The organism is Pseudoalteromonas distincta (assembly GCF_000814675.1).
Classification (GTDB): domain Bacteria; phylum Pseudomonadota; class Gammaproteobacteria; order Enterobacterales; family Alteromonadaceae; genus Pseudoalteromonas; species Pseudoalteromonas distincta.
In genome coordinates this window covers 1-22,575 of the sequence record NZ_JWIG01000002.1, presented here as the reverse complement: position 1 = coordinate 22,575, position 22,575 = coordinate 1, and the positions used below count along the sequence as shown (strand labels likewise).

At 39.4% G+C, this 22,575-nt stretch carries 17 protein-coding genes and 2 rRNA genes; 2 read left to right on the top strand and 17 right to left on the bottom strand.

Going from position 1 to position 22,575, the window contains the following annotated elements; all coding sequences use genetic code 11:
- Positions 1 to 636, top strand: a 636-nt coding sequence (locus QT16_RS04125) for an integrase core domain-containing protein (RefSeq protein WP_039486341.1), incomplete at its 5' end; no start/stop codon positions are given.
- Between the two features lie 58 nt (positions 637 to 694).
- Here QT16_RS04125 and ccoG read toward each other — a convergent pair.
- The 10 genes from ccoG to QT16_RS04075 all read right to left on the bottom strand — a co-directional run bounded on the left by ccoG (position 695) and on the right by QT16_RS04075 (position 13,810).
- Entirely contained in the window at positions 695 to 2,077 is a 1,383-nt protein-coding gene (gene ccoG / locus QT16_RS04120) for a cytochrome c oxidase accessory protein CcoG (protein ID WP_039486333.1), read from the bottom strand.
- Between the two features lie 144 nt (positions 2,078 to 2,221).
- Positions 2,222 to 3,640: a sigma-54 interaction domain-containing protein gene (locus QT16_RS04115; protein WP_039486329.1), complete on the bottom strand. Its 1,419-nt coding sequence runs from the start codon at positions 3,638 to 3,640 to the stop codon at positions 2,222 to 2,224.
- Between the two features lie 93 nt (positions 3,641 to 3,733).
- Positions 3,734 to 5,038 carry an ABC1 kinase family protein gene (locus tag QT16_RS04110; protein WP_039486327.1) on the bottom strand — a complete coding sequence of 435 codons (1,305 nt, stop codon included), beginning with the start codon at positions 5,036 to 5,038 and terminating at the stop codon, positions 3,734 to 3,736.
- 68 nt (positions 5,039 to 5,106) lie between these two features.
- Positions 5,107 to 5,661 carry a YceB family lipoprotein gene (locus QT16_RS04105; RefSeq protein ID WP_002960677.1) on the bottom strand — a complete coding sequence of 185 codons (555 nt, stop codon included), beginning with the start codon at positions 5,659 to 5,661 and terminating at the stop codon, positions 5,107 to 5,109.
- Positions 5,662 to 5,756: 95 nt separating this feature from the next.
- Positions 5,757 to 8,438: a DUF349 domain-containing protein gene (locus QT16_RS04100; protein WP_039486325.1), complete on the bottom strand. Its 2,682-nt coding sequence runs from the start codon at positions 8,436 to 8,438 to the stop codon at positions 5,757 to 5,759.
- The gene (locus QT16_RS04095) at positions 8,428 to 8,709 is read right to left on the bottom strand and encodes a YeaC family protein (protein WP_007378333.1); all 282 of its coding nucleotides are present in this window, start codon (positions 8,707 to 8,709) and stop codon (positions 8,428 to 8,430) included. Before QT16_RS04095 ends, QT16_RS04100 begins: the two co-directional genes overlap by 11 nt.
- 1 nt (position 8,710) lies before the next feature.
- Entirely contained in the window at positions 8,711 to 9,037 is a 327-nt protein-coding gene (locus QT16_RS04090) for a hypothetical protein (RefSeq protein WP_024605018.1), read from the bottom strand.
- Between the two features lie 139 nt (positions 9,038 to 9,176).
- Positions 9,177 to 10,679 (bottom strand): alanine/glycine:cation symporter family protein, encoded by a 1,503-nt coding sequence (locus QT16_RS04085; protein WP_039486316.1) that lies wholly within the window; start codon positions 10,677 to 10,679, stop codon positions 9,177 to 9,179.
- Between the two features lie 377 nt (positions 10,680 to 11,056).
- Positions 11,057 to 12,184 carry a M14 family metallopeptidase gene (locus tag QT16_RS04080; protein WP_002960683.1) on the bottom strand — a complete coding sequence of 376 codons (1,128 nt, stop codon included), beginning with the start codon at positions 12,182 to 12,184 and terminating at the stop codon, positions 11,057 to 11,059.
- 183 nt (positions 12,185 to 12,367) lie between these two features.
- Positions 12,368 to 13,810: a glyceraldehyde-3-phosphate dehydrogenase gene (locus QT16_RS04075; RefSeq protein ID WP_002960684.1), complete on the bottom strand. Its 1,443-nt coding sequence runs from the start codon at positions 13,808 to 13,810 to the stop codon at positions 12,368 to 12,370.
- Positions 13,811 to 13,984: 174 nt separating this feature from the next.
- On the opposite strand from QT16_RS04075, the gene QT16_RS04070 reads away from it, so the two are divergent.
- Positions 13,985 to 14,785 carry a DUF2989 domain-containing protein gene (locus QT16_RS04070; RefSeq protein WP_039486311.1) on the top strand — a complete coding sequence of 267 codons (801 nt, stop codon included), beginning with the start codon at positions 13,985 to 13,987 and terminating at the stop codon, positions 14,783 to 14,785.
- A 239-nt stretch (positions 14,786 to 15,024) separates the two neighbouring features.
- Here the strand turns inward: QT16_RS04070 and ihfA are convergent, their stop codons facing one another.
- The 7 genes from ihfA to QT16_RS04035 form a co-directional block, all read right to left on the bottom strand.
- A complete protein-coding gene (ihfA, locus tag QT16_RS04065; protein ID WP_002960690.1) occupies positions 15,025 to 15,324 on the bottom strand; it encodes an integration host factor subunit alpha in 300 nt (99 codons plus the stop codon).
- Positions 15,325 to 15,326: 2 nt separating this feature from the next.
- Positions 15,327 to 17,714 carry a phenylalanine--tRNA ligase subunit beta gene (gene pheT, locus QT16_RS04060; RefSeq protein ID WP_039486292.1) on the bottom strand — a complete coding sequence of 796 codons (2,388 nt, stop codon included), beginning with the start codon at positions 17,712 to 17,714 and terminating at the stop codon, positions 15,327 to 15,329.
- Between the two features lie 15 nt (positions 17,715 to 17,729).
- Positions 17,730 to 18,710: a phenylalanine--tRNA ligase subunit alpha gene (gene pheS / locus QT16_RS04055; protein ID WP_039486289.1), complete on the bottom strand. Its 981-nt coding sequence runs from the start codon at positions 18,708 to 18,710 to the stop codon at positions 17,730 to 17,732.
- A 343-nt stretch (positions 18,711 to 19,053) separates the two neighbouring features.
- Positions 19,054 to 19,764: a DnaA regulatory inactivator Hda gene (gene hda / locus QT16_RS04050; protein WP_002960693.1), complete on the bottom strand. Its 711-nt coding sequence runs from the start codon at positions 19,762 to 19,764 to the stop codon at positions 19,054 to 19,056.
- Positions 19,764 to 20,819, bottom strand: coding sequence for a DUF2066 domain-containing protein (locus QT16_RS04045; RefSeq protein ID WP_039486285.1), 1,056 nt, complete (start codon positions 20,817 to 20,819; stop codon positions 19,764 to 19,766). Before QT16_RS04045 ends, hda begins: the two co-directional genes overlap by 1 nt.
- Before the next feature lie 811 nt (positions 20,820 to 21,630).
- Positions 21,631 to 21,745, bottom strand: a 5S ribosomal RNA gene (gene rrf / locus QT16_RS04040).
- Between the two features lie 144 nt (positions 21,746 to 21,889).
- Positions 21,890 to 22,575: ribosomal RNA gene (locus QT16_RS04035) — 23S ribosomal RNA — on the bottom strand; the annotation flags it as partial.

The following is a 22,575-nucleotide window of genomic DNA, read 5'->3' as shown; positions in this document are numbered from 1 at the left end:
ATTCTCACCGACGCTCAAGTAGCTGCGCTTGAAAAGAAAAAACATGATGACGAAGCGTGTGGTGAAATTGAAACGGCTCACCCAGGTTATCTAGGCTCTCAAGATACATTTTACGTGGGTAATCTCAAAGGCGTTGGGCGTATCTACCAACAAACCTTCGTTGATACATACAGCAAAGTAGCGTTCGCTAAGCTCTACACCACGAAAACGCCAATTACTGCGGCTGACATACTCAACGACAAAGTACTGCCGTACTTCGAACAGTACGAGCTTCCCATGCTACGTATTCTAACCGATAGAGGCACTGAATATTGTGGCAAAGTCGAACATCATGATTACCAGTTATATCTGGCTATTAATGATATCGATCATACAAAAACCAAAGCTATGTCACCGCAAACAAATGGTATCTGCGAACGCTTCCACAAAACGATACTCAATGAATTCTATCAAGTTACATTCCGTAAAAAGCTATATAGCTCATTAGCGGAATTGCAAAAGGATCTGGACGAATGGATGATTTATTACAATAATGACCGAACTCATCAAGGAAAAATATGCTGTGGCAGAACGCCATTAGAAACTTTATTAGATGGAAAATTGATCTGGGCTGAGAAAAATTTAGCTCAAATCTAGACTGACAGTCACCGATTAAAAAACGGGTAACTGTCGGATCAAGTCTGAGCTAGTACAACTAATTTTTATAAAATTGACTGTCTTTGGTTATAGTAATGCTGGCATCTTCTTGCGCTGTTACTACAAATTGTAACTTACTCACTTTGTGCGCAATATTGTAACCATCGGCTGTTACAGTAACGGGGACTCTTTTCATTGCACCTGGCTGTATAAGTGTAGAACTTGGACTTGAGAGTGTTGCTTCTGGCAAGCCCTCTATGGCAATACTGTAATGCAGAGCTTGCTGCGTTTTATTAATAATAGTAAGTGTATAAGGGTTTTCTACCAGGCCCTCGTAGTTCACTCTATAAAGCGCATTCCTATCGCGTAGTACTGAGGCTTCTATTGGTGTGCGTTGCAGCATCCATGCAAACATAGAAATTATTAACAAAGCCGTTAATGCGCCGTATCCTATTAGTTTTAATCTAAATGGATTGGTTTTTTTACCTTCCATTTGTTTTTCACTGGCGTATTTAATTAAGCCTTTTTGATAACCAAATTTCTCCATAGTATCGTCGCAAGCATCAATACATAAGCCACAGTTTATACATTCATATTGTAAGCCATTTCGAATGTCTATACCTGCCGGGCAAACCTCTACACATAAGTTACAGTCTACACAGTCACCTAAGTTAAGCTCTTTTGGATCGGCTTTGCGTTTACGCGGTCCACGACTTTCACCTCGCTCGTTATCATATGTAACAAGCAACGTATCTTTATCAAACATAACAGCCTGAAAACGAGAATAAGGGCAAGCAATAGTGCACATTTTTTCGCGTAAAAACCCTGCATTACCGTAAGTGCAAAAAGCGAATAAAAACACCCAAAAGCTCGTAATACCTGACCATTCAAATGTAAGCATTTCCATATACAAACTTTTTGCGGGAATAAAATACGCCATAAACGAGGTGGCGGTTAAAACTGAAATAACTATCCACGCGCTGTGCTTAGTTATTTTTTTGCGCCAAGTACTTAGCGTCCACTGAGATTTATCTAATTTAATTCGCTGATTTCGCGTGCCTTCAATGCGCTGCTCTACCCACGAAAACATAAGCATCCATATTGTTTGCGGGCACGTATAACCACACCAAACCCGACCAAGCCAGTTAGTTACAAAAAATAATGCAAAAGCTCCCGCCATAAATAGCAGGGCTAAAATCATAAAATCTTGAGGAAGGAGTGTTAAACCAAAAATAGTAAAGGTTTGCGTTGCCACATCAAGCAGCACAGCTTGTTGTCCGTTATATTGAATCCACGGTATTGCAATAAAAGTTAGCATTAACAGCCAGCCTAAATTACGGCGTATGCGCTGAAAAAACCCTTTCTGCTCGCGGATATAAATTGGCCCTTCGGTGTTATAGGGCTTAATGATCATGTCTTCTTCTTTAATATCAAACTTCATAGTACTTGCTTCATAATGACGGGTATTAAGCAAGTATTTGCAACTTTCAGACCAAGCTTAAATTCAATTATGCCATTGATTATAAACAGCTTATTTTAACGAAGTAAAATTAAATTCGCGATATTAAACGCACTTCGCGATATTTCACGAATTTTTAGCAATTCCTAACTTTCGCATTTTTGAGCGTAGTGTACTCTCAGGTAAGCCCAATTTAACTGCCGCTCCTTTATCACCCGATATTTGCCAGTGCGATAACGCAAGAACAGAGGTTATATGCTGCTTTTGCGCTTCATCGAGCGTAAGTGAAGGATTAATAACTACTTCACCACCCGCTTGCAAAGGCTGACTTAGCTGAAGTACCGCTTGATTAGATAAAATAGCTTCGCGTTCAAGTACATTTTGCAGCTCTCTAATATTACCTGGCCAATCATAAGCCTGCAGCTGCGTAATTGCTTTTTTACTTAGCCCTTTTAAGTTTTTCCCGAGCCGTTTATTTAGCTGCGCAATCAAATTAGCGCATAAATAAGGAATATCTTCTTTTCGATTTTTAAGGGCGGGTACTTTTATAGGAAATACATTGAGCCGATAATACAAATCAATTCTAAACGTGCCTTTTTGTACCATTTCCCACAGGTCGCGATTAGTCGCTGCAATGACTCTAATGTTTACTTTTAGCGTATTACTGCCACCCACACGTTCAAACTCTTGTTCTTGCAAGACTCTCAGTAATTTACTTTGCGCCTCAAGTGGAAGCTCTGCTATCTCATCTAAAAACAAGGTGCCTTTATCAGCAAGTTCAAAGCGCCCTTTACGACGTTCATTGGCACCTGTAAACGCGCCCTTTTCATGGCCAAACAATTCCGACTCTAGCAAGCTCGGGGTAAATGCAGCGCAATTTACTTTTATAAAGGCTTGTTCGCTACGTTTGCTTAGCCTATACAAGTTACGGGCTACCAACTCTTTACCTGTGCCATTTTCGCCAAGTATAAGCACTGTGCTGTCGGTTTCACTTACCAGTTTTATTTGATCTAACATGGTTTGAAATATATGGCTTTGTCCAACTAGCCCTGAGTCTTGCCAATCTTCGTTGAGCTCTGCAATTAAGTAGTTGTTTTCATCTTTTAGCTGCTCACTTAAGTGCTTTACTTGAGTAAGTGCCTCTTGCAGTGCATTTTGTGTTTGCTGTTGCAGTGATATATCGCGAAATACCGCTACAGCACCAATTAACTTATCATTTTTATAAACAGGTGTTGAAGTGTATTGAACTGCAAATGAGCTACCGTCTTTACGCCAAAAAACTTCATTTTTAACTTCACGACGTTTTCCATCAAACATGGTGCAGTAAATTTGGCATTCATCAGCGGGATAAGGTGTGCCATCAGCATGAGTATGGTGATGATATTGGTGTATTTTTTTACCTAATAGTTCCTCAGCGCACCAACCTGTCATGCGCTCAGCGGCAGGATTAACAAACACCGCATTACCCGATAGGTCAAAACCGTATATGCCCTCACCTACTGCGTTTAGCAATAATTTAGGATCGTTTAAAAATTGTTTTATCATAAATACACCTCGCGAAATATCGCGAGCATTATGGCAATTTTATACGCTAAGTGCACTCATTACTTAAAGTGCACTTACGCGTAAGTTAAAACGCTATAAATAGTGCTTAAATAACGTTTTTACATCTATTTTTGCACCTAGCCTTGCGGCTATTAAGTAAAGTCCTGCAAGTTTTCGGTGAATAAATAACGCATCAACGGGCGGTGTATGCCATTGCTGAGATTGCGCACTAAGGGCAAGCCCTGCATTTTTTATTTTGAGCGCGAGTTCGCTATTTTTAAAATCAAATTCTCCTTCTGCTCTTAGCGGCTCGCACGCCATTAAAAATAAATCAATGACGTTGTTTTTATACTCATCAACTAAGTCATTTTTAAAATAACCTATGTGTGATGCCGCTTTAAGTACACCTTCTCGGTTGTTTTCGCTACCCGCTTTAAATAAGGCTAAGTACGCTAAGCTAAGCTCGGTTGATATTTCTCGCGTTGCACCAAAATCAAATAAAACAATTTTTTGGGTCTCAAGCTGATAATGAAAGTTGGCAAAATTAGGGTCGGTTTGAATCAATTTAAATTCAAACATTTCTTTGAAAAACAAATCAATAAGTTGCTCTGCAACAAAGCTTTTTTGACTATCAGGTAGCTCTGTAATGCTCTCAATAGGTTCTGCTTTTATATACTCCATAGTTAGCACGTGTTGTGTGCTGTGCTCTGGATATACTTTGGGTACTTTAAAGTGGGGATTAGTTGCTAATGCATTTTTATAACGTATTAAGTACTGAGCCTCCCGCTTATAATCAGCCTCAGCTAATAACTGTGCCTTAGCCTCACCAATAAGTGGTTTAATATTAAGATCTTTTGGCAATAATCGAGAAATCGTTAATAACGAAATAACGTTATCGACATCACTTACTACACTTTTAGCAATACCAGGGTATTGAATTTTAACAGCAAGCTGCTCGCCATTTTCTTTATAAGCCAAATGAACTTGCCCTATAGAAGCTGCAGCAAAAGGCCTTAATTCAATATGAGAAAAACGCGCTAGCCACTCATCCCCCCATTGCTCTTTTAACACTTCAACAAGCTGCTTATGAGGCATTGGATTCGCGTCTGAGCGAAGTAAAGCAAGTAACTGAGCTAATTCAGGACTAAGTAGATCACCGGCATCCATTGAGAGCAATTGCCCGAGTTTCATTGCTGCACCACGTAAATGTGATAGCTGTGTGGCTAGTTTTTCAATATTTTTAGGTTGTAGTAGTAAGCTTTTATTATCCCAACCTTTACCTGTTAGCGCGCTCTTAGCTCCATCAACTAACATGTTGGTAGCAACACCTGTGGCAAGTGAGCCTAATTTTGCAAAGCGAGAAAGCCGAGAAGTGGGAACAGTACGAGGAGCCGCCATAATATTAAAACCTAATTAGCCTGAAAGTCAGGCTAATCAATACGTATATTGTAAGTAGGTAGATCTACTTATAGACGAGGTACTAGCTTAATTGCGCCTTCAACCACTTTCATATCAAGTGGAAGTTTACTAAGTAGCATCATTTTAGGGTCATCCATGTTTAATGTATAAACTGGGTTAACCGCTAAAAAAGCATTAATAACATCCATTGCTTGGCTATCAAGCGCACCTAAATTACCTTTAAAACCACCGGCATCTACACTCGAATCAAGTAATTTAATATTACGTAAAAACACTGCTTTTTTCTCACTGTCGTAAAATGGGCTACCTTCAATTTGCAGCTTTAAACGCACGGGGTATTTAAGTGCGAATGCATTAATTTCAGCGCTTGAATCGGCACCAAGCACAACAACATCACGGTTATCAGGTCCAATATTTACACTTAAGTCGTTTACATCAAACTGAACCGGTAAACCCATTAAGCTTACTTTTTCACTTAACTTTGGTAATTGCTTACCCAGTACAGACTCAACCTCAGAGTTAGTAAATGAATATACTGATATGCCTTGCGTGGTATTACAGGCAGTTAAAAATAACGCTGCAATAATAACTAAAATTCTCATGAGAACCCTTTTGTTTATGAATTAGTGATACATAAAAAAGCCGCTATTAAAGCGGCTTAGTAAAATAGTAACCAGCATAGATTATGCTGGTTTTATTAAGCTGCAAGTGTCGCTTTAAGTCGCGTTAGTGTGTCAGGTTCAACTGAACCGTCACTGAGCGCTAATAACTGTTTTAAATAATAGTTTAAATCAGCATGATCGCCACGATGTTTGTCATCTAGCATGGCTACTTGTTCTGCCATTCTAAGTGACTTATCGGTTGAACTTACGTTCGCTAGTATTTCCATGCGAGTAATAAGTTGCTCTTTACTTAATGCTGTTTTAAGCGGTGCTTGATACTGACTTGGTAACGTTTCATTGTTTTCAAGTGCAGTAATTAATGCATCTAAATTAGCTTGCTCAGATTTGCTTGTAAGCAATGCAAGCTTATCTTCAATAGCAGCTAGTAGCTTAGTAACCTTTGGCGCTAACGATCTAAATTGCGTGTACCCTTTCACTTTTGTTTCTAGGTCGTGCAACTGCGCTCTTTGATTAACATCACTAAGTGCTGCTTCAAGTTCAGCAAGTTCTGCAATTGCTTGTTTATCTGACTCGTTTTGCTCGAGTTTTTGCTGCTCAAACTCACTACTACGCTTGGTAAATGTTTCATCGTTATACTGACGAAACTTTTGCCATAACGCATTTTCAGCTTTTAAACCAGCAAAGCCAATGGTTTGCCATTGCTGCTGCATTTGCTTCAACTCTTGGCACGCAGCGGCTAAATCATCGCTTTGTGATAATTGCTGCGCTTTTTCTACTAACTCATTTTTAAGTGCTGCATTACTTTTATGAAATGCGTTTAATAAAGCCAGTACTTGTTGTTGCTCATTTTTATAACGATCGTTTAGTGTACGGTATGTTTTAGGGTCAACTTTACCCACACTACGCCACGCTTTATTTAAACGATTGTATTGGCTTTCATATTGTTTCCAATCAAAGTCATCCTCAGCAGTTGGCTGTAAATGGAGCGCATGCATGTCGTTAATAATATTTTCACGTTGTGCTTTTGATGCTTCGCGTTGCACTTCTTGCTCTGCGAAGTAACTACGGCAAGGCGCAAATAACAACTCGATTTGTTCATCAAACTGCACGCCTTGTTGCTTTTCTTCATCTGTATCTAAACGACCTAACTCATTCCAGCGTTTACGTAGCGCTTTTACTTGCTCTGCGCGTTGTTGTGGGTCTGTACACTCTTCGCTTACTAATGCACTTACTTCTTCTAATAAAGCTTTACGCTTTGGTGCTGCAGCGTATTTTTGCCAATCTTTCGCATCTGCAAGTTGCGCTTCAAGGTCTGCTTTTATATTCACAAGTGGCTGCTGATATTGCTCAGTAAGTGTATTAAATAACTCTTCAAAGCCTTTAAACACGCCAAAAGCAACATTAAAACGACCTTCTTCAATTAGGCGCTTAACATCACGAGCTTTGCGCTTTGCTTGGCTTTGGTTTTTTTCAAGTGGCTTAACTAGCTCATTCATTGGTGCTAAAAATTGCTTTTTATGCCCATTTAACTGTGTTTTAAAGGTACTTTGCAGTGCGCCATCTAAAATATTCAAATGATTACGCGCTGCTTTAAAGCCATTATTAAATTCAGTTAGAGTTGCATCGTATTGTGCTAAATCTTCTGCTGGCTTAATTTCGCATAATGCTGCAAAAGCGAGTTTGTACTCTTTAATAGCCGTTGTTAGCTCGGGTAACTTAGCAACTTGAGTAAATAGTTTTTCTAACTTGCTTACAGCGAGTTTTGATTGTGCATTATTAGCAAGTTCTGTTTCGCTAATAGCTTGCTTAGCTTGCGCTACTTTTGCATCAAGCCAATCTTGTTGAATTTGCTCTGGAGTTTCAAGACCAAGCTGTAAGGCATTTTCAATTTCTTCACCTAAAGCTTCAAGTGTTGCAAGTGCTAATAATTGACGCTGTTGTTGCGCTAATTGCTGCTGCTCTTTGTCATGTACCGCTTTTAGCTGTTCAATGTGTGCATCTAACTTAGTAGTAATAGAAATGTATTTTTCATCAAGCAGCTTAACACGCTCATCACTTAACCATTTAAGCTCAAGTGCTTGCCACTGGGCCATTAATTCGCCGGCTTGTGAATTTACAACACCAAAATCTGTTTTTTCACGTAAAGCATTTAACTTAGCTAAAATAACACGTGTTGCACTTTCAACCTGAAGTGGCATTTCAATTGCTAAACGCTCATTTTCAATATGCGTTTCAAGTGCTGCTTTTGCATCACCTTTTGCATGTTTTACTAATGGCTTAATTAATTGATGGGTAATAACAAGTTCAACTAACTGAGTTTGTAGCTCTTCGCTACCTTCTTTAAATGCTTTTTCTACTAATTTTGGATTTGCTAAACGTTTTAATAATTTAACGCGTACTTGCAGTTCTTTTTCTGCAAATGCTAACTTTTCGAGTGTTTTAACAGGTGCAAAACGCTCTATGTATTCACTTTTGATTTGCGCTGTTAGTGTACTTTCGCTATTTAAAACAGCATTAGATATTTGCAGCTCTGCTATATCTTTTAATGCTTGATCTTGTTTATACGCTTTCCACCATAGCGGCAAATTATTTACCTTTTGCAGCGCTTTACGGCGAATTTCAGCTGAGCTATCTTCAAGTGCTAACGTGTTTAATATGGTTGCATCACGTTCAATGTCTAATTTTTCGATAGCATCAAGACGTACTTGTTGCTTTGGGTGTTTCCACTTAGGTGTAAAAAGGTGCTTAAAGATCATGTTCACTAAACCTAGCTATTTCGTTGTCTGATTTGAATTCTTTTTGTAGTTGAGCTTTTGTCTTTTGGATCATTTCACCATTAGCACCAATCGTAAATTGCTCGTTTGATTGAGCCACCTTTGCTTGATACAACATAACCAACTGCACTGTTTGTTGCTTTTGTTCATCTGATAAAACGGTACCGTCTGGCCACTTGCCAGTAGAAGCACCGTATTGTAAGCGTTCGAATAATTCGGGAGTAATATTTTGTACAAGATTGTCGATGTTCATGTCATTTTTTCTTTTTTAGAGTCACTAAAATAATACGATTTACAAGGTACCAAATACAGCCTATGCCTATCGCGGCAGTGTAAGCATACCACTGAAGTGTTTCTTCTTGCGGTTGTAAAAAGTACAAGCAGAAAAAACCACCTAAAAATAAGATAAGCGCCAAAAAGGAGTGATTTATAAACATCTGCTTTTTTTTAATTCGCTGTTCGCGCTGAAGTTGTAAAACTTGCTCGTCGTTTAGCTCTGCAATGTTGCTTTCGCAATGCGGACATTGCTTATGTTTATCTGAAATTGATTTTGCACATTTTGGGCAACGAATAATCGCCATACTTCTCTCCATACTACGCATAAAAAAAGCGCCTTTCGGCGCCTTTATTGTACTTGTTTTATTTCTCGTTGTCTTTTTTGAATTCAAACCAACAACTGATTTAGGGGCTATAATTTTCTAAGTTGCCCACTAAGTTTAATTACTCAGCGTCTTTTGACTGTTTCTCTAGACGCTTTTCCCAAAACGAGGCGTTTTTAATCCCTAATTTAACTGGATCAAATGTGATTTTTCCGCCTTTTTTCTTCTGATCCTCATAATCGCTCAAACATAACAAAGCTGGCTTAGCTACAAAGAAAATAGCTAAAATACCCAATATGTTAATCCAAGCCATTAAGCCAACGCCAATATCTCCAATAGTCCAGATATAACCTGAATTATTAACCATACCGTATGCAACCATGAACATAATCACAAATTTCACAAGGACAAGCGGGATATTGCCTTTAAAGTAACGATTTAAGTAAGCAATATTTGTCTCTGCAATGAAGTAATAAGCAAGTATTGTGGTAAAGGCAAAGAAGAATAATGCAATACCGACAAATGCTTGTCCAAAGCTGCCAAATACACTAAATAAAGCCATTTGAGTAAAGGCTGCTGAGCCTACTTCAGTGGCTGCATCTACATTTTGTACAATAAACTGTCCTGCTGGTAAATCACCCACAACATTATATTGCTGCGTTATTAAAATCATTAATGCTGTTGCAGTACATACAAAAATGGTATCAACATAAACCGAAAAAGCTTGTACTAAACCCTGTTGAGCTGGGTGATCAACCTCTGCAGCGGCTGCAGCATGAGGCCCACTACCTTGGCCAGCTTCATTAGAATATATACCACGCTTTACGCCCCAACCAATAGCAGCACCAAAACCTGCCTGCGCAGTAAATGCATCACTAATAATTAGATAGAATATATCAGCTACTTTATCTAAATTTAAAAATACTACGATTAATGCCAGTACTATGTAACCAAGCGCCATAAATGGCACTACTACTTGCGTAAAGTTTGCAATACGCTTTATACCGCCAAAAATAATAAACGCTAAAACAATAAGGATGATTGCTAAAGCGACTAACTTAAAGCTACCTACGTCACCAAAGCTAGTAGTAACCATGTTGCCATTGCCAAACACTTGGGTAAACGCATTACCTACTGCATTTGCTTGCACGCCAGGTAGAAAAACACCACAGGCAATAATCGCCGAAACAGCAAATAAAACAGCTAGCCACTTTTGCCCTAAACAACGGTCAAAATAGTACGCTGGGCCACCACGGTATTGCCCATCTTCTTCTGTTTTATAAATTTGGCCTAAAGTAGACTCTGCGTATGCAGTACTTGCACCTAAAAATGCAACAACCCACATCCAAAAAATTGCGCCTGGTCCACCAAAGCCGATAGCGGCAGCAACACCAGCAATATTACCAACGCCTACTCGTCCAGATAACGATACTGCAAGGGCTTGAAAAGATGAGATACCTTTATCAGACGTGTTAGGACTAAATAATAACTTACACATTTCTTTAAAATGTCTAACTTGAGCAAATCGAGTTAATACTGAATAAAACAAGCCTGCGCCTAGGCATAAATAGATGAGTGCATCACTCCAAACAACATCATTAACAGCACTTACAAAAGCTTCCATGGATATCCTCTATAGTTATATTTATTATTTTTAATTACGAGACTCTGCTTTAGCTACTACGCTACATAAGCTTTACGAAATAAGGTTTTACCTCTCCCGTCCCGACTCATGATTTAATTAATCTTAACTTAAGTAACCTAACTTTGTTAACACTTAATTTTCAAAATATATAATTACACACTTGGCGAAAGGCACTACATCTGTAGTATTTAAATGAAAGTAGATTGATTTGTACCGATACGGTGATGATACGCAGCGAAGAAGCGTTGAAAACGTTTTAAGAATAAAGCTGCTATATGATTATTTTTTTTATACAAAGGGTTTTATTAAAAGCAAAAAGGGTATCAAAACTATTGATACCCTTTTAGATAAGCGTTTTATCTTAAATCATCAACAACATTAACAATAGCCGCTAATGTATCTTGACCAAATTGATACGAACGACGATCTGACCAGCCATAATCTGGATCAGGTAAATCATTGTTGTCTTTAAATGGCATTTCAATTGTGTACGTTAAGGCTTTAAATTCTTCAGCAGTAGCTGATGAACCTACCGTAAGGTTAGCTTGACCTGGCTCATCTTTTGGATAGCCATGCTCATCTTGAAACTCTGGTGTAATAGTTAAAAGCGCAGCTTTAAAGCTATCTTCTAAGCCTTTTAAGCGTTCATCGTAACTTGGAATACCTTCACTGCCTGCCACAAAGTTATATGGGATAGCTTCATCGCCGTGTATGTCTAAGTGCATATCTAAGCCAGCTTCGCGCATTTTATTAAGCACTAAGTAAACCTCAGGGCTGTTTTCCATACTTGGTGTTTGCCATTCACGGTTTAAGTTAACACCTTTAGCGTTAGTACGAAGGTGTCCACGTGCGCTGCCGTCTGGATTCATATTAGGCACAACGTAAAATACTGCTTTTGATAAGAGCGCAGCTGCATGTGGGTCTTCGTCATCAAGAAGTTTGTGCAGTAGACCTTCAACATACCACTGCGCCATTGTTTCACCTGGGTGTTGACGTGCTGTGATCCAAATGGTTTTCTTGTCTTCACTTGGCTCACCAATTTTAAGCACACTCATATCGCGGCCATCGAGTGTTTCACCAAGCGTTATTAATTGGCAAGCGCCTTGGCTTTGTGCCCAAGATAATAGATCTAAATGGCGGTCGTAACTGTATGGTGCAAAGTAAGCAAAATATACGCTGCCGCACTCTGGTTCAATTTCAAAGCTTAATGTGCCATTTTCATAGCTTGATGGTACACGAAACCATGTTTGGCGGTCATATGATGCAACGGCTTGATACCCTTCCCAACCATCTGGGTAAGCTGATTTATCAAGCTCATTAATATTTAACTTATGCAATTGGTAAGGTGTTGTTTCAAGACGAAAGTGAAACCACTGATAAAATTCAGACTGGTGATCTTTATTAATTTCTAATTGAATATTTAAAGGATCGGTGGCTTCAATAACTTTGATATTACCACTGTCGAAATTGCTGCTGATTTTCATGAAAAAACCTTTAGGTTGAATAAGTTTATCTGCTTATTAATTCACAGAACTGACATTATTTTATAAATAGTAAAACGAATGTGCATTTTATTAATTAAAGCCTATCACAAGGCATACGCTTTAAAAATAATACACGACCAAAAAAGCCAGCAACATGCTGGCTTTTAAGTCACTGCAAATAAATTAGCGAGGTAAGCTTGGGAATGACACTTCGGCCATATCGCGCATACAACGAACTACTTGGCAGCTGTAACCAAATTCATTGTCGTACCATACATATAAAACAATACGGTTATCTTCAACAATTGTTGCTTGTGAATCTACAACACCTGCGTAACGGCTACCTACTAAATCGGTAGATACAATTTCCGTTGATGCAGTGTAATCAATTTGATCACGTAAGTCTGAATGAAGTGCTGTATCGCGTAAAAATGCGTTTAGCTCTTCAACTGATGTGCTTGTTGCTAAGTTAAGATTTAAAATAGCTAGCGACACATTAGGTGTAGGTACGCGGATTGCGTTACCTGTTAACTTGCCTTCAAGCTCTGGTAATGCTTTTGAAACCGCTTTTGCAGCACCTGTTTCAGTAATTACCATATTAAGTGCTGCGGCACGGCCACGGCGCTCTGCTTTGTGGTAGTTATCAATAAGGTTTTGATCGTTCGTGTACGAGTGTACAGTTTCAACATGGCCATTATTGATACCAAACTTATCGTTTAGTGCTTTAAGCGTTGGTGTAATTGCATTAGTTGTACAGCTTGCTGCACAAACAATTTTATCTTCAGGTAATATATCTTTGTTATTAACACCATATACGATGTTTTTGATATTGCCCTTTGCAGGAGCTGTTAATAATACTTTTGCAGCGCCCTTACACTCTAGATGCTGGCCAAGGCCCGCTTCGTCTTTCCAAATACCGGTGTTATCAACAATTAATGCATTGTCGATACCGTATTGAGTGTAATCAATTTCGCTAGGAGAGTTAGCGTAAATAACTTGAATGTAGCTACCGTTAGCTTTAATTGCATTGCGTTCTTTATCAATAGTGATTGAGCCATTGAATGGACCGTGAATTGAATCACGACGCAGTAAGCTTGCACGCTTTTCAAGATCCCCATCTTTACCACCACGCACAACAATAGCGCGCAAACGTAAATCTGAATATGGACCTGATTTTTCAATTAATAAACGCGCTAATAAACGACCGATACGACCAAAACCATACAATACTACATCGCGTGGCTCTTTCGCTGGTGAGTCTGTTATTTCTGCAAGTTCATCTTTTACAAACTCTTCTACTGAACGACCTTTTGCGGCTTCAGTGAACAAATAACTATATGCAAGCTTACCAATATCAATACGTGCTGAGTTTAATTCCATTTTGCTGATAGCTTCTAAAAATGGGAAGCTTTCGCGCAAACGTAATTTAGTGCCTTCAAACTGAGCAACGGTTTTGTGAGATTTGATAATATCGATAGTACTGGCATTTACGAGAGGACGGCCATATACAGCGATTTCGATACCACGATTACGGTAAAGCTTACCAATGATTGGTTGCATGCTTTCTGCGTAATCTTGGCGCTCTTGCCAACTATTTGTGTATTCTAACTCGTGAGATGAGGTCATTTTATTTACCTAAGTTTATCATTTTGAACGGATAGCCTTTAAAAATGCACTATATTTTGAGAGTAATGCACTTCAGGCAGGGCTATTCTAATTTAAACTGAAGTTATTCTCTACTGTTAGGCGTTAAATGATTGCGTTAGAATAACAAAGTAAATATTCATTTGGGGTTAAGGAATGCTTAAAAAAGCAAGTGTACTATTGGGTTTGCTAACATTGGCAGGGTGTGAAGAGCCGTTAACACTCGCACAAGTGTGCAAAGAAACACCTGGCTTTTGTAGCGACTTAAACAAAGACAGTCACTGCAAGGATGAGCGTTCTGATGTAATTATCAAACGCTACATAGAATACAAAGACCCTACTGATGAAAATAAATACCAATTACTCAAGGACTTTGAATCTTATAACCAATGCATAACTTTGGCCGCTAAAATTGAACATATTAAGTTAAAAGCTAAAAAAACGTCACGTATTGATGGTCAATTAACGAGTATTAAAGAAATGACTCGGTTATATCAAGATACCCAAAATACAAACCACCCAGGTTTGCTCTACTACCAATGGTCACGAAATAACAACCAAAGTGCGTTGACTAAATTATTGGCTATAGAAAATGATAAAAGTGTAACGCAAAGTGCCGAAATGCAATTTTTTTTAGCATCGTACTATATTAAATTTGATGATGAAAAAACCATTGATTTACTTTATAAAACTCTAGAGCTCAATAAAAAAGACAACATACCGAATCCGGAAGTGTATACATCACTTATTAGTCTTTTTTATAAACATGATAAGTTTAAGCACGCATATATATTTTCTAAAGTAGCGAAAATGTCGGGGATTGAAAATATTGATGCATTTGAAATTGAGCAGAAATTAGTCGCAAATGGTAAAAGCTTAGATAGCCTAGATGTACTTGCAGAGCAAACATTTCAGCAAATAATGGCAGGTGATTTTGTATCTCCTCGAGAGTTTTAATTTATAATCGCAAAAATAACCTAATACCAATCTGCTTATGTATGGGGTCTATTTAACGTTAAGAAAATTACGCTAGAACTAGGCAAAAACTTTTGTATCTAGTTGTTCTAGATAAAAATATTTTAACGACGTTATAGTGCTATTTAATTCGTTAAATTGATCAAAGATTTATGCAGGTTGGTATAATTTAATAACTAGGTTATTCAGGCAAATAAAAAGGCAGCTTACGCTGCCTTTTTTTATTTTGCTTTGCTTGTGCCCACTTCTACGCGGGTTTTAAGCTTTTGACCTGGTCGAAAAGTCACCACGCGACGTGCCGAAATAGGAATATCTTCGCCTGTTTTCGGGTTGCGGCCTGGTCTTTCTTTTTTGTCTCGAAGATCAAAGTTACCAAATCCAGAGAGCTTAACCTGCTCGCCTTTCTCTAGCGCTGAGCGGATTTCTTCAAAAAACGCTTCAACTAAATCTTTGGCATCTTTTTTATTGATCCCGAGCTTTTCAAATAGGTGTTCAGCTATGTCGGCTTTAGTAAGCGCCATATCTAGTCCCTCAACGATGCATTAAACTGTTCGGCCAATTCGGCCACCACGTTATCAACTACTAGATTGATATCTTTCTCTTCGAGTGTTCTATCAACCGCTTGCAGTGTTAGAGCAATCGCCAAACTCTTATAATTTGGCTCAATACCTTTGCCCTTATACACATCGAATAAGTTTAGGTCAACCAATTGATTTCCGCCAACTTTTTCGATCACGCTTAAAATGTCGCCAGATTTAACGCTGTCTGCCACTAAAATCGCGATGTCGCGGCGATTTGAAGGGAATTTAGACACCCCTTCTGCTTGCGGTAAATTTCTTTTTTCTATTGCTGACATTTCAATTTCAAAAACAAAAGTTGCGTTGTTGATATCTAACGACTTTTGAGCTTGAGGATGTAAAGCACCAAAAAAACCAACCTTTTTACCATCAACATATATTACTGCTGATTGACCAGGGTGAAGTCCATCTGACTGCTCGGCTTTAATTTCAAAGCGAGTAATGTCATTGGTAATTGCAAGTAAGGCTTCAACATCACCTTTTAAATCGTAAAAATCAACATTACGTTTTTCTTCAACCCAATGCTCGCCATTTACAAGGCCTGTTATAACACCGCCAATAACCGGCACTTGGTAAACACCGTTTTCTGCACTTTCGTCGCTTATAAATTTAAGACCATGTTCGAATAAACGAATACGAGGCTGTTGGCGATTTTGGTTATAAGCTACAGACGCTAATAAACCGGGCATTAAACTTACACGCATTGCTGACATCTCAATTGAAATAGGATGCGGTAATACCATTGCTTTACACTCTGGGTGTAAAATAGCTTGTGCTTTAGGGTCTACAAAGCTGTATGTAATTGCTTCTTGGTAACCACGAGTCACTAACGTATTGCGGAACTTGCTAAGCGCAATAGTTGCTTCGTTATGTGTCGTCATTTTAAGTTTTGCAGTTGGTGCAACATTTGGAATGCTGTTGTAACCGTAAACACGTGCTACTTCTTCAATTAAATCTTCTTCGATGCGAATATCAAAACGGTAGCTTGGTACGTCCGCACTCCAGCTTTCATTTTCTACTTTAACATCAAGACCTAAACGCGTAAGAATATCTGTTACTTTAGCATCTTCAATATGATGACCAATAACACGGTCTAAACGTGCACGACGAAGACGTACTTCAGTCACTTTTGGTAGTTTATCAGCCGCAACAGCTTCAACTACAGGGCCTGCTTGACCACCTACAATCTCGAGAAGAAGTGCTGTTGCACGTTCCATTGCATCGTGTTGTAGAGCAAAATCAACACCGCGTTCATAACGGTGTGAAGCATCAGTGTGCAAACCGTAGCTACGTGCTTGCCCTGCGATTGCAACAGGATTAAAAAATGCGCTTTCAAGTAATATATCAGATGTTTTATTTGTAACACCTGATTGCTCACCACCAAAAATACCTGCAATTGCAAGTGCTTTATTATGATCGGCTATCACAAGTGTTGTGTCGTTTAATTTAGCGGTATTACCGTCTAATAAAACAAGTTCTTCGCCTGCGTTTGCACTACGAACTTTAATACCACCTTCAATCGCATTTAAATCAAACGCGTGCATTGGGTGACCAAGTTCAAGTAATACATAGTTAGTAACATCAACTACAGGATCGATAGAACGTACGCCACTACGACGTAATTTTTCAACCATCCAAAGTGGTGTTTCAGCATCAAGGTTAATGCCTTTTATCACACGGCCAAGGTAACGAGGACATGCATCTTCATTAACTAGCTCAATTGATACTTTGTCATCAATTGTTGGCGTAACCGCTGGGATATCTAATACATTTACGTCAATGCTATTTAAAACACCTACTTCACGAGCAAGGCCTTTAATGCCTAAACAATCACCACGATTTGGTGTTAAGTCAACATCAATAATATTGTCATCAAGACCTAGATAGTCACGTAAATCAGTGCCTACTGGTGCATCGCTTGGCAATTCCATAATGCCGTCGCCTTCTTCGCTAATACCTAGCTCAACAAAAGCACATAGCATTCCGTTTGAAGGTTGGCCGCGTAGTTTGGCTTTTTTAATTTTAAAGTCACCAGGAAGTACAGCGCCCACAGTTGCGACAGCAACTTTAATACCTAAACGACAATTTGGTGCACCACACACGATATCAAGTAGCTCATCGCCACCTACGTTAATTTTGGTAACACGCAGTTTATCTGCATCAGGGTGTTGACCACATTCAACAACTTCACCAACAACTACGCCATTAAATTTGGCAGCAGCAGGCTCAACACCATCAACTTCTAGACCAGCCATTGAAAGCTGTTCCGAAAGAGCTTGCGTATCAATAGCAGGATTAACCCACTCTCTTAACCACTTTTCACTAAATTTCATTTTATTGTTTCACTCTTAACGGAACTGGTTCAGGAATTTTAAGTCATTTTCGAAAAATGCACGCAAATCGTTTACGCCATAGCGCAACATTGTTAAACGCTCTACACCCATGCCAAAGGCAAAGCCGGTGTATTTTTCTGGGTCAATACCCACAGACTTAAGTACATTTGGATGTACCATGCCGCAGCCTAGTACTTCTAACCACTTACCGTCTTTACCCATAACATCTACTTCAGCTGAAGGTTCTGTAAACGGGAAGAATGAAGGACGGAAACGAATTTCCATATCTTCTTCAAAGAAGTTACGTAAAAAATCATGCAAAATACCTTTTAACTCCGTAAAGCTAACATCGGTATCAACCATTAAACCTTCAACCTGGTGGAACATTGGTGTATGTGTTTGGTCGTAATCGTTACGGTATACACGTCCAGGTGAAATAATCCGCAGTGGTGGCTGCTCAGTTTCCATAGTACGAATTTGCACGCCACTGGTTTGTGTGCGTAGTACTAATTTAGGATTGAAATAAAAGGTATCATGATCAGCACGTGCTGGGTGGTGCTCTGGGATATTTAGCGCATCGAAGTTATGAAAATCGTCTTCGATTTCTGGACCAGATTTAACTTCAAAACCTAACTCACCAAAAAAGCTTTCTATACGCTCAATAGTGCGCGTAACTGGGTGTAAACCGCCAGTAGGCATAACACGCCCTGGCAGAGTTACATCTATAGTTTCAGCAGCTAGCTTTTCTTCAAGTGCTTTACTTGCAAGCAATTCACGCTTTTCGTTAATAGCAACTTGCACATCTTGTTTAGCTTGGTTTATAACTTGGCCTGCTTCTTTACGTTCTTCAGGTGCTATTTTACCTAACGTTTTAAGTAAGCTAGTGATTTCGCCTTTTTTACCAAGGTAATTAACCCTGATATCTTCTAACTGCGCTATTTCACTGGCACTGGCTACCGCCTCAAGTGCTTGCGCTAATATGTTTTCTAAGTTCATTCGATACCTGATCTTTCACAGAAGGTGATTGCTTAAGAGCGTGTTGGCCTTTCAAGATTGCTTTCAACTGTGTGATTGGCAAATAAATAAGGTTAGGCATTGGGCTGTAGTTTCTACATAACTCATGCAATAACGCTAAATAAAGACCAAACACGTGTTGTTTGAAGTGTTTATCTTGAAGGCTACTCTCTTTGTTGTTCGGGTTTTACATATAAAAACTATGCTAATGTCCTCACGACGCGATTAAAGCACCCTTAAGTTAAACAAATTCCAATCAGGAAAGGTAAACACGCTCTGATAATAGCTTATGATAACTGAAAGCAGGGTCTAGATTCTAGACCTACTACAGCTTTAACGTTGATTTTATAAAAGGAATAGTTAATTTTCGCTGTGCAGCCATAGATGCATGATCTAATTTGTCGAGTACATCTAATAAAGCTCGCATATCACGGCTTAAACGGGTTAATAAAAAGCGTGCACACTCATCACTTAATTCAAGGCCGCGCATGTGAGCGCGCTTAACAAGCGCTTGTGCTTTATCGTCATCACTCATAGAACGAATTTGAAAGGTTGTTCCCCACGTTAGACGAGACTCTAAGTCAGGCAGAGATATATTGAGCATGCTAGGAAGTAAATCAGCAGTTACTACTAACATTTTACCGGGTTCGTTAAACCGGTTAAAAAAGTTAAATAGTGCTTTTTCCCACGCATCATTCCCTGCAACTAAATGCACGTCATCAATACATAGAACATCAAGCGCTTCTAAACCATCTAATACCATAGGTCCAAAGTCAATTACTTCGCGCATAGACAGCAGCATATTAGATAAGCCACGCTCTTGTGCTTTTATGCAGGTTGCATATAAAAGGTGAGACTTGCCCGAATCACCTAAACCACATAGGTATGTATACTGAAACGTTTTGGCTAATTTGGAAAAGCTATCTTTTAGGTGATTAACCTCCAAAGAGTCTTCTCCACCAAAATATGATGCAAATGTTTCGTCATCCGGTAAAGTAACCGGTAGTGCCATTTGCATCGGCTCAGACATTAGCATTATGGTGTTACCCATTGATACTCTAAGCTATTTTTATCAACAACATGATAAAATGCGCGTGGATCCTCATAATCTTTAAATGAAGAGTCTAGCCCTAACCCTTTTTTAAGATCACTCAAGTTACCAGTATGATTTAGTTTAAATTCAACAAATTCCGGTGTTTTACGAACAATTTTGACTTGCGTAACAACACTTAGGCTCAATAATCTTCGTTTCGCTAATTCTATATCAACAAAACTTTGTGTACCCTTTAGCGTGAGCATAGCAGTTGCTTGTTCATAATAAGCATTTGGATCAATTGCATACTCGCTTGCAAGGCCTCGTGCTAAGGTGTCAATCATCTGGCTAACTATTTGCTGTTTATCACCGGTTAATCGATTTGAATCAAATTGATCATCATTAGTAAAACGCCAGTCTAAAATCCAATTTTCGCTATCTGCTTCTTTATACATTCTTGCTGTAATACTTCGCTCAGCGCTGTAGCGTCTAGAGGCCTCTTCTACTGGTTCTGAAAAGTTACCCCACACCTCAGGAATACCTACTAGACGTCGATCTTGTAAATCAAGTAATGGAACAACGACAGGTAAACCACGACGCCCTGCTTTGTCATAAATTAACTGCTCTAACTGCGGGTAACTTTCTTGTGTTACCAATTCTCTGCGCCAATTGTCTTCAATACCTAACCATATTGCTACTAATGGACGTTGCACTCCCCATAAAGGTAAGTTTAACTCTTTGATTAGCGCGTTGATCTTTCGAGCTTCAAATTTAACAACGAGTTTCAATTGTCCATTTGCTCTCTCGTCATATTCAAACTTAAGCATATAATCAGAAATATCTTTAGTACGTTGCTGCGCTAATTTATTTTGATCCGCAGTTTCATCACCGCTTACTTTCACTAAAACATTAAGCAAAGCTTTACGACTCGCAGCTAATCGAGTATCTCGTGTTTTGTCATCCACTTTTAAAATATCTTGATATAGATCAGTTACTTCAACTGCCGACACAGAAAAACAAAATAAAATGGATATGGCGCTAATTAATAATCTATACACAGGCTGTTAGTTCTTGGTTTTAAACTGATTTGATCCTAAATCAAAGACAGTAACAAAGCAAAATTAAATTTGTTATCTAAGGAAATGAGAGTAATTAGCTTTTATAAAAAATAAAAAAATTAAATTAACGTCAGAAGTCGCTAAGCTCCCCGACCTACGTGATGGGTGTTGATGTGAATGTGTGTTAATTGCGCGTATTTCACTTTTCTGCAGGCGTAAAAAAGCCCGACTATTTTTACTCGGGCTCTCTACAATTTGAAGTCGGTGCGCTACGCAGTAGGATTTCGTAGTGCCTACAGCGGTGGAGAGCCACAGTAAAATGCTACACTATCTTTGTGTCAGGGCAGCCTTCAGTGGGTCTCGCCTTCGAGCTGTTTTGTTTCACTACTGAGTTCGGCATGGGCTCTTGGCTATTTACTAAATCCCAGACAGTAAAAAACCCGTCACATTGCTGTAACGGGTTTCTTTAATTTGAAGCCTGGTAATGTCCTACTTTCACATAGCAAATGCTACACTATCGTTGGCCGGGGCTCGCCTTAGAACTATTTCATTTCGCCACTGAGTTCGGCATGGACTATTTACAAAATTACAAAAAGCAAAAAACCCGTCACATTACTGTAACGGGTTTCTCTTAATTAAATCCTGGTAATGTCCTACTTTCACATAGCAAATGCTACACTATCGTTGGCCGGGGCTCGCCTTCGAGCTGTTTTGTTTCACTGCTGAGTGCGGTTCGGGCTCTTGGCTATTTACTAAATCTCAGAAAGCAAAAAACCCGTCACATTGCTGTAACGGGTTTCTCTTATTTGAAGCCTGGTAATGTCCTACTTTCACATAGCAAATGCTACACTATCATTGGCGCTGTTTCGTTTCACTACTGAGTTCGGCATGGAGTCAGGTGGGTCCAAAACGCTATTGTCACCAAGCAAATTTGGGCGTTAATACGTATTTCTGCGTATTAACTGAATTTGGAAAATATCTGATAATATTTTTTAAGTCTTTCTAAGTAATGTCTACTTTAGTCATATTAACTTCTGTCAAACTGTCGCATAAAACGCGTTTGGCGTTGTATGGTTAAGCCTCACGGGTAATTAGTACAAGTTAGCTTAATGGCTCACACCACTTCCACATCTTGCCTATCAACGTTGTAGTCTTCAACGGCCCTTCAGAGACTTTAAAAGTCTAGTGAGAACTCATCTCGAGGCCTGCTTCGCGCTTAGATGCTTTCAGCGCTTATCAGTTCCGAACGTAGCTACCGGGCAATGCCATTGGCATGACAACCCGAACACCAGCGGTTCGTTCACTCCGGTCCTCTCGTACTAGGAGCAACCCCTCTCAATTCTCAAACGCCCACGGCAGATAGGGACCGAACTGTCTCACGACGTTCTAAACCCAGCTCGCGTACCACTTTAAATGGCGAACAGCCATACCCTTGGGACCGACTTCAGCCCCAGGATGTGATGAGCCGACATCGAGGTGCCAAACACCGCCGTCGATATGAACTCTTGGGCGGTATCAGCCTGTTATCCCCGGAGTACCTTTTATCCGTTGAGCGATGGCCCTTCCATTCAGAACCACCGGATCACTATGACCTACTTTCGTACCTGCTCGACGTGTCTGTCTCGCAGTTAAGCTGGCTTCTACCATTACACTAACCGTACGATGTCCGACCGTACTTAGCCAACCTTCGTGCTCCTCCGTTACTCTTTAGGAGGAGACCGCCCCAGTCAAACTACCCACCAGGCACTGTCCGTAA

Bases quoted from the DNA above. Each gene is read 5' to 3' on its own strand.
- ccoG (WP_039486333.1), bottom strand. From the start codon at position 2,077: ATGAAGTTTGATATTAAAGAAGAAGACATGATCATTAAGCCCTATAAC.
- QT16_RS04115 (WP_039486329.1), bottom strand. From the start codon at position 3,640: ATGATAAAACAATTTTTAAACGATCCTAAATTATTGCTAAACGCAGTA.
- QT16_RS04110 (WP_039486327.1), bottom strand. From the start codon at position 5,038: ATGGCGGCTCCTCGTACTGTTCCCACTTCTCGGCTTTCTCGCTTTGCA.
- QT16_RS04105 (WP_002960677.1), bottom strand. From the start codon at position 5,661: ATGAGAATTTTAGTTATTATTGCAGCGTTATTTTTAACTGCCTGTAAT.
- QT16_RS04100 (WP_039486325.1), bottom strand. From the start codon at position 8,438: ATGATCTTTAAGCACCTTTTTACACCTAAGTGGAAACACCCAAAGCAA.
- QT16_RS04095 (WP_007378333.1), bottom strand. From the start codon at position 8,709: ATGAACATCGACAATCTTGTACAAAATATTACTCCCGAATTATTCGAA.
- QT16_RS04090 (WP_024605018.1), bottom strand. From the start codon at position 9,037: ATGGCGATTATTCGTTGCCCAAAATGTGCAAAATCAATTTCAGATAAA.
- QT16_RS04085 (WP_039486316.1), bottom strand. From the start codon at position 10,679: ATGGAAGCTTTTGTAAGTGCTGTTAATGATGTTGTTTGGAGTGATGCA.
- QT16_RS04080 (WP_002960683.1), bottom strand. From the start codon at position 12,184: ATGAAAATCAGCAGCAATTTCGACAGTGGTAATATCAAAGTTATTGAA.
- QT16_RS04075 (WP_002960684.1), bottom strand. From the start codon at position 13,810: ATGACCTCATCTCACGAGTTAGAATACACAAATAGTTGGCAAGAGCGC.
- QT16_RS04070 (WP_039486311.1), top strand. From the start codon at position 13,985: ATGCTTAAAAAAGCAAGTGTACTATTGGGTTTGCTAACATTGGCAGGG.
- ihfA (WP_002960690.1), bottom strand. From the start codon at position 15,324: ATGGCGCTTACTAAAGCCGACATAGCTGAACACCTATTTGAAAAGCTC.
- pheT (WP_039486292.1), bottom strand. From the start codon at position 17,714: ATGAAATTTAGTGAAAAGTGGTTAAGAGAGTGGGTTAATCCTGCTATT.
- pheS (WP_039486289.1), bottom strand. From the start codon at position 18,710: ATGAACTTAGAAAACATATTAGCGCAAGCACTTGAGGCGGTAGCCAGT.
- hda (WP_002960693.1), bottom strand. From the start codon at position 19,764: ATGCTAATGTCTGAGCCGATGCAAATGGCACTACCGGTTACTTTACCG.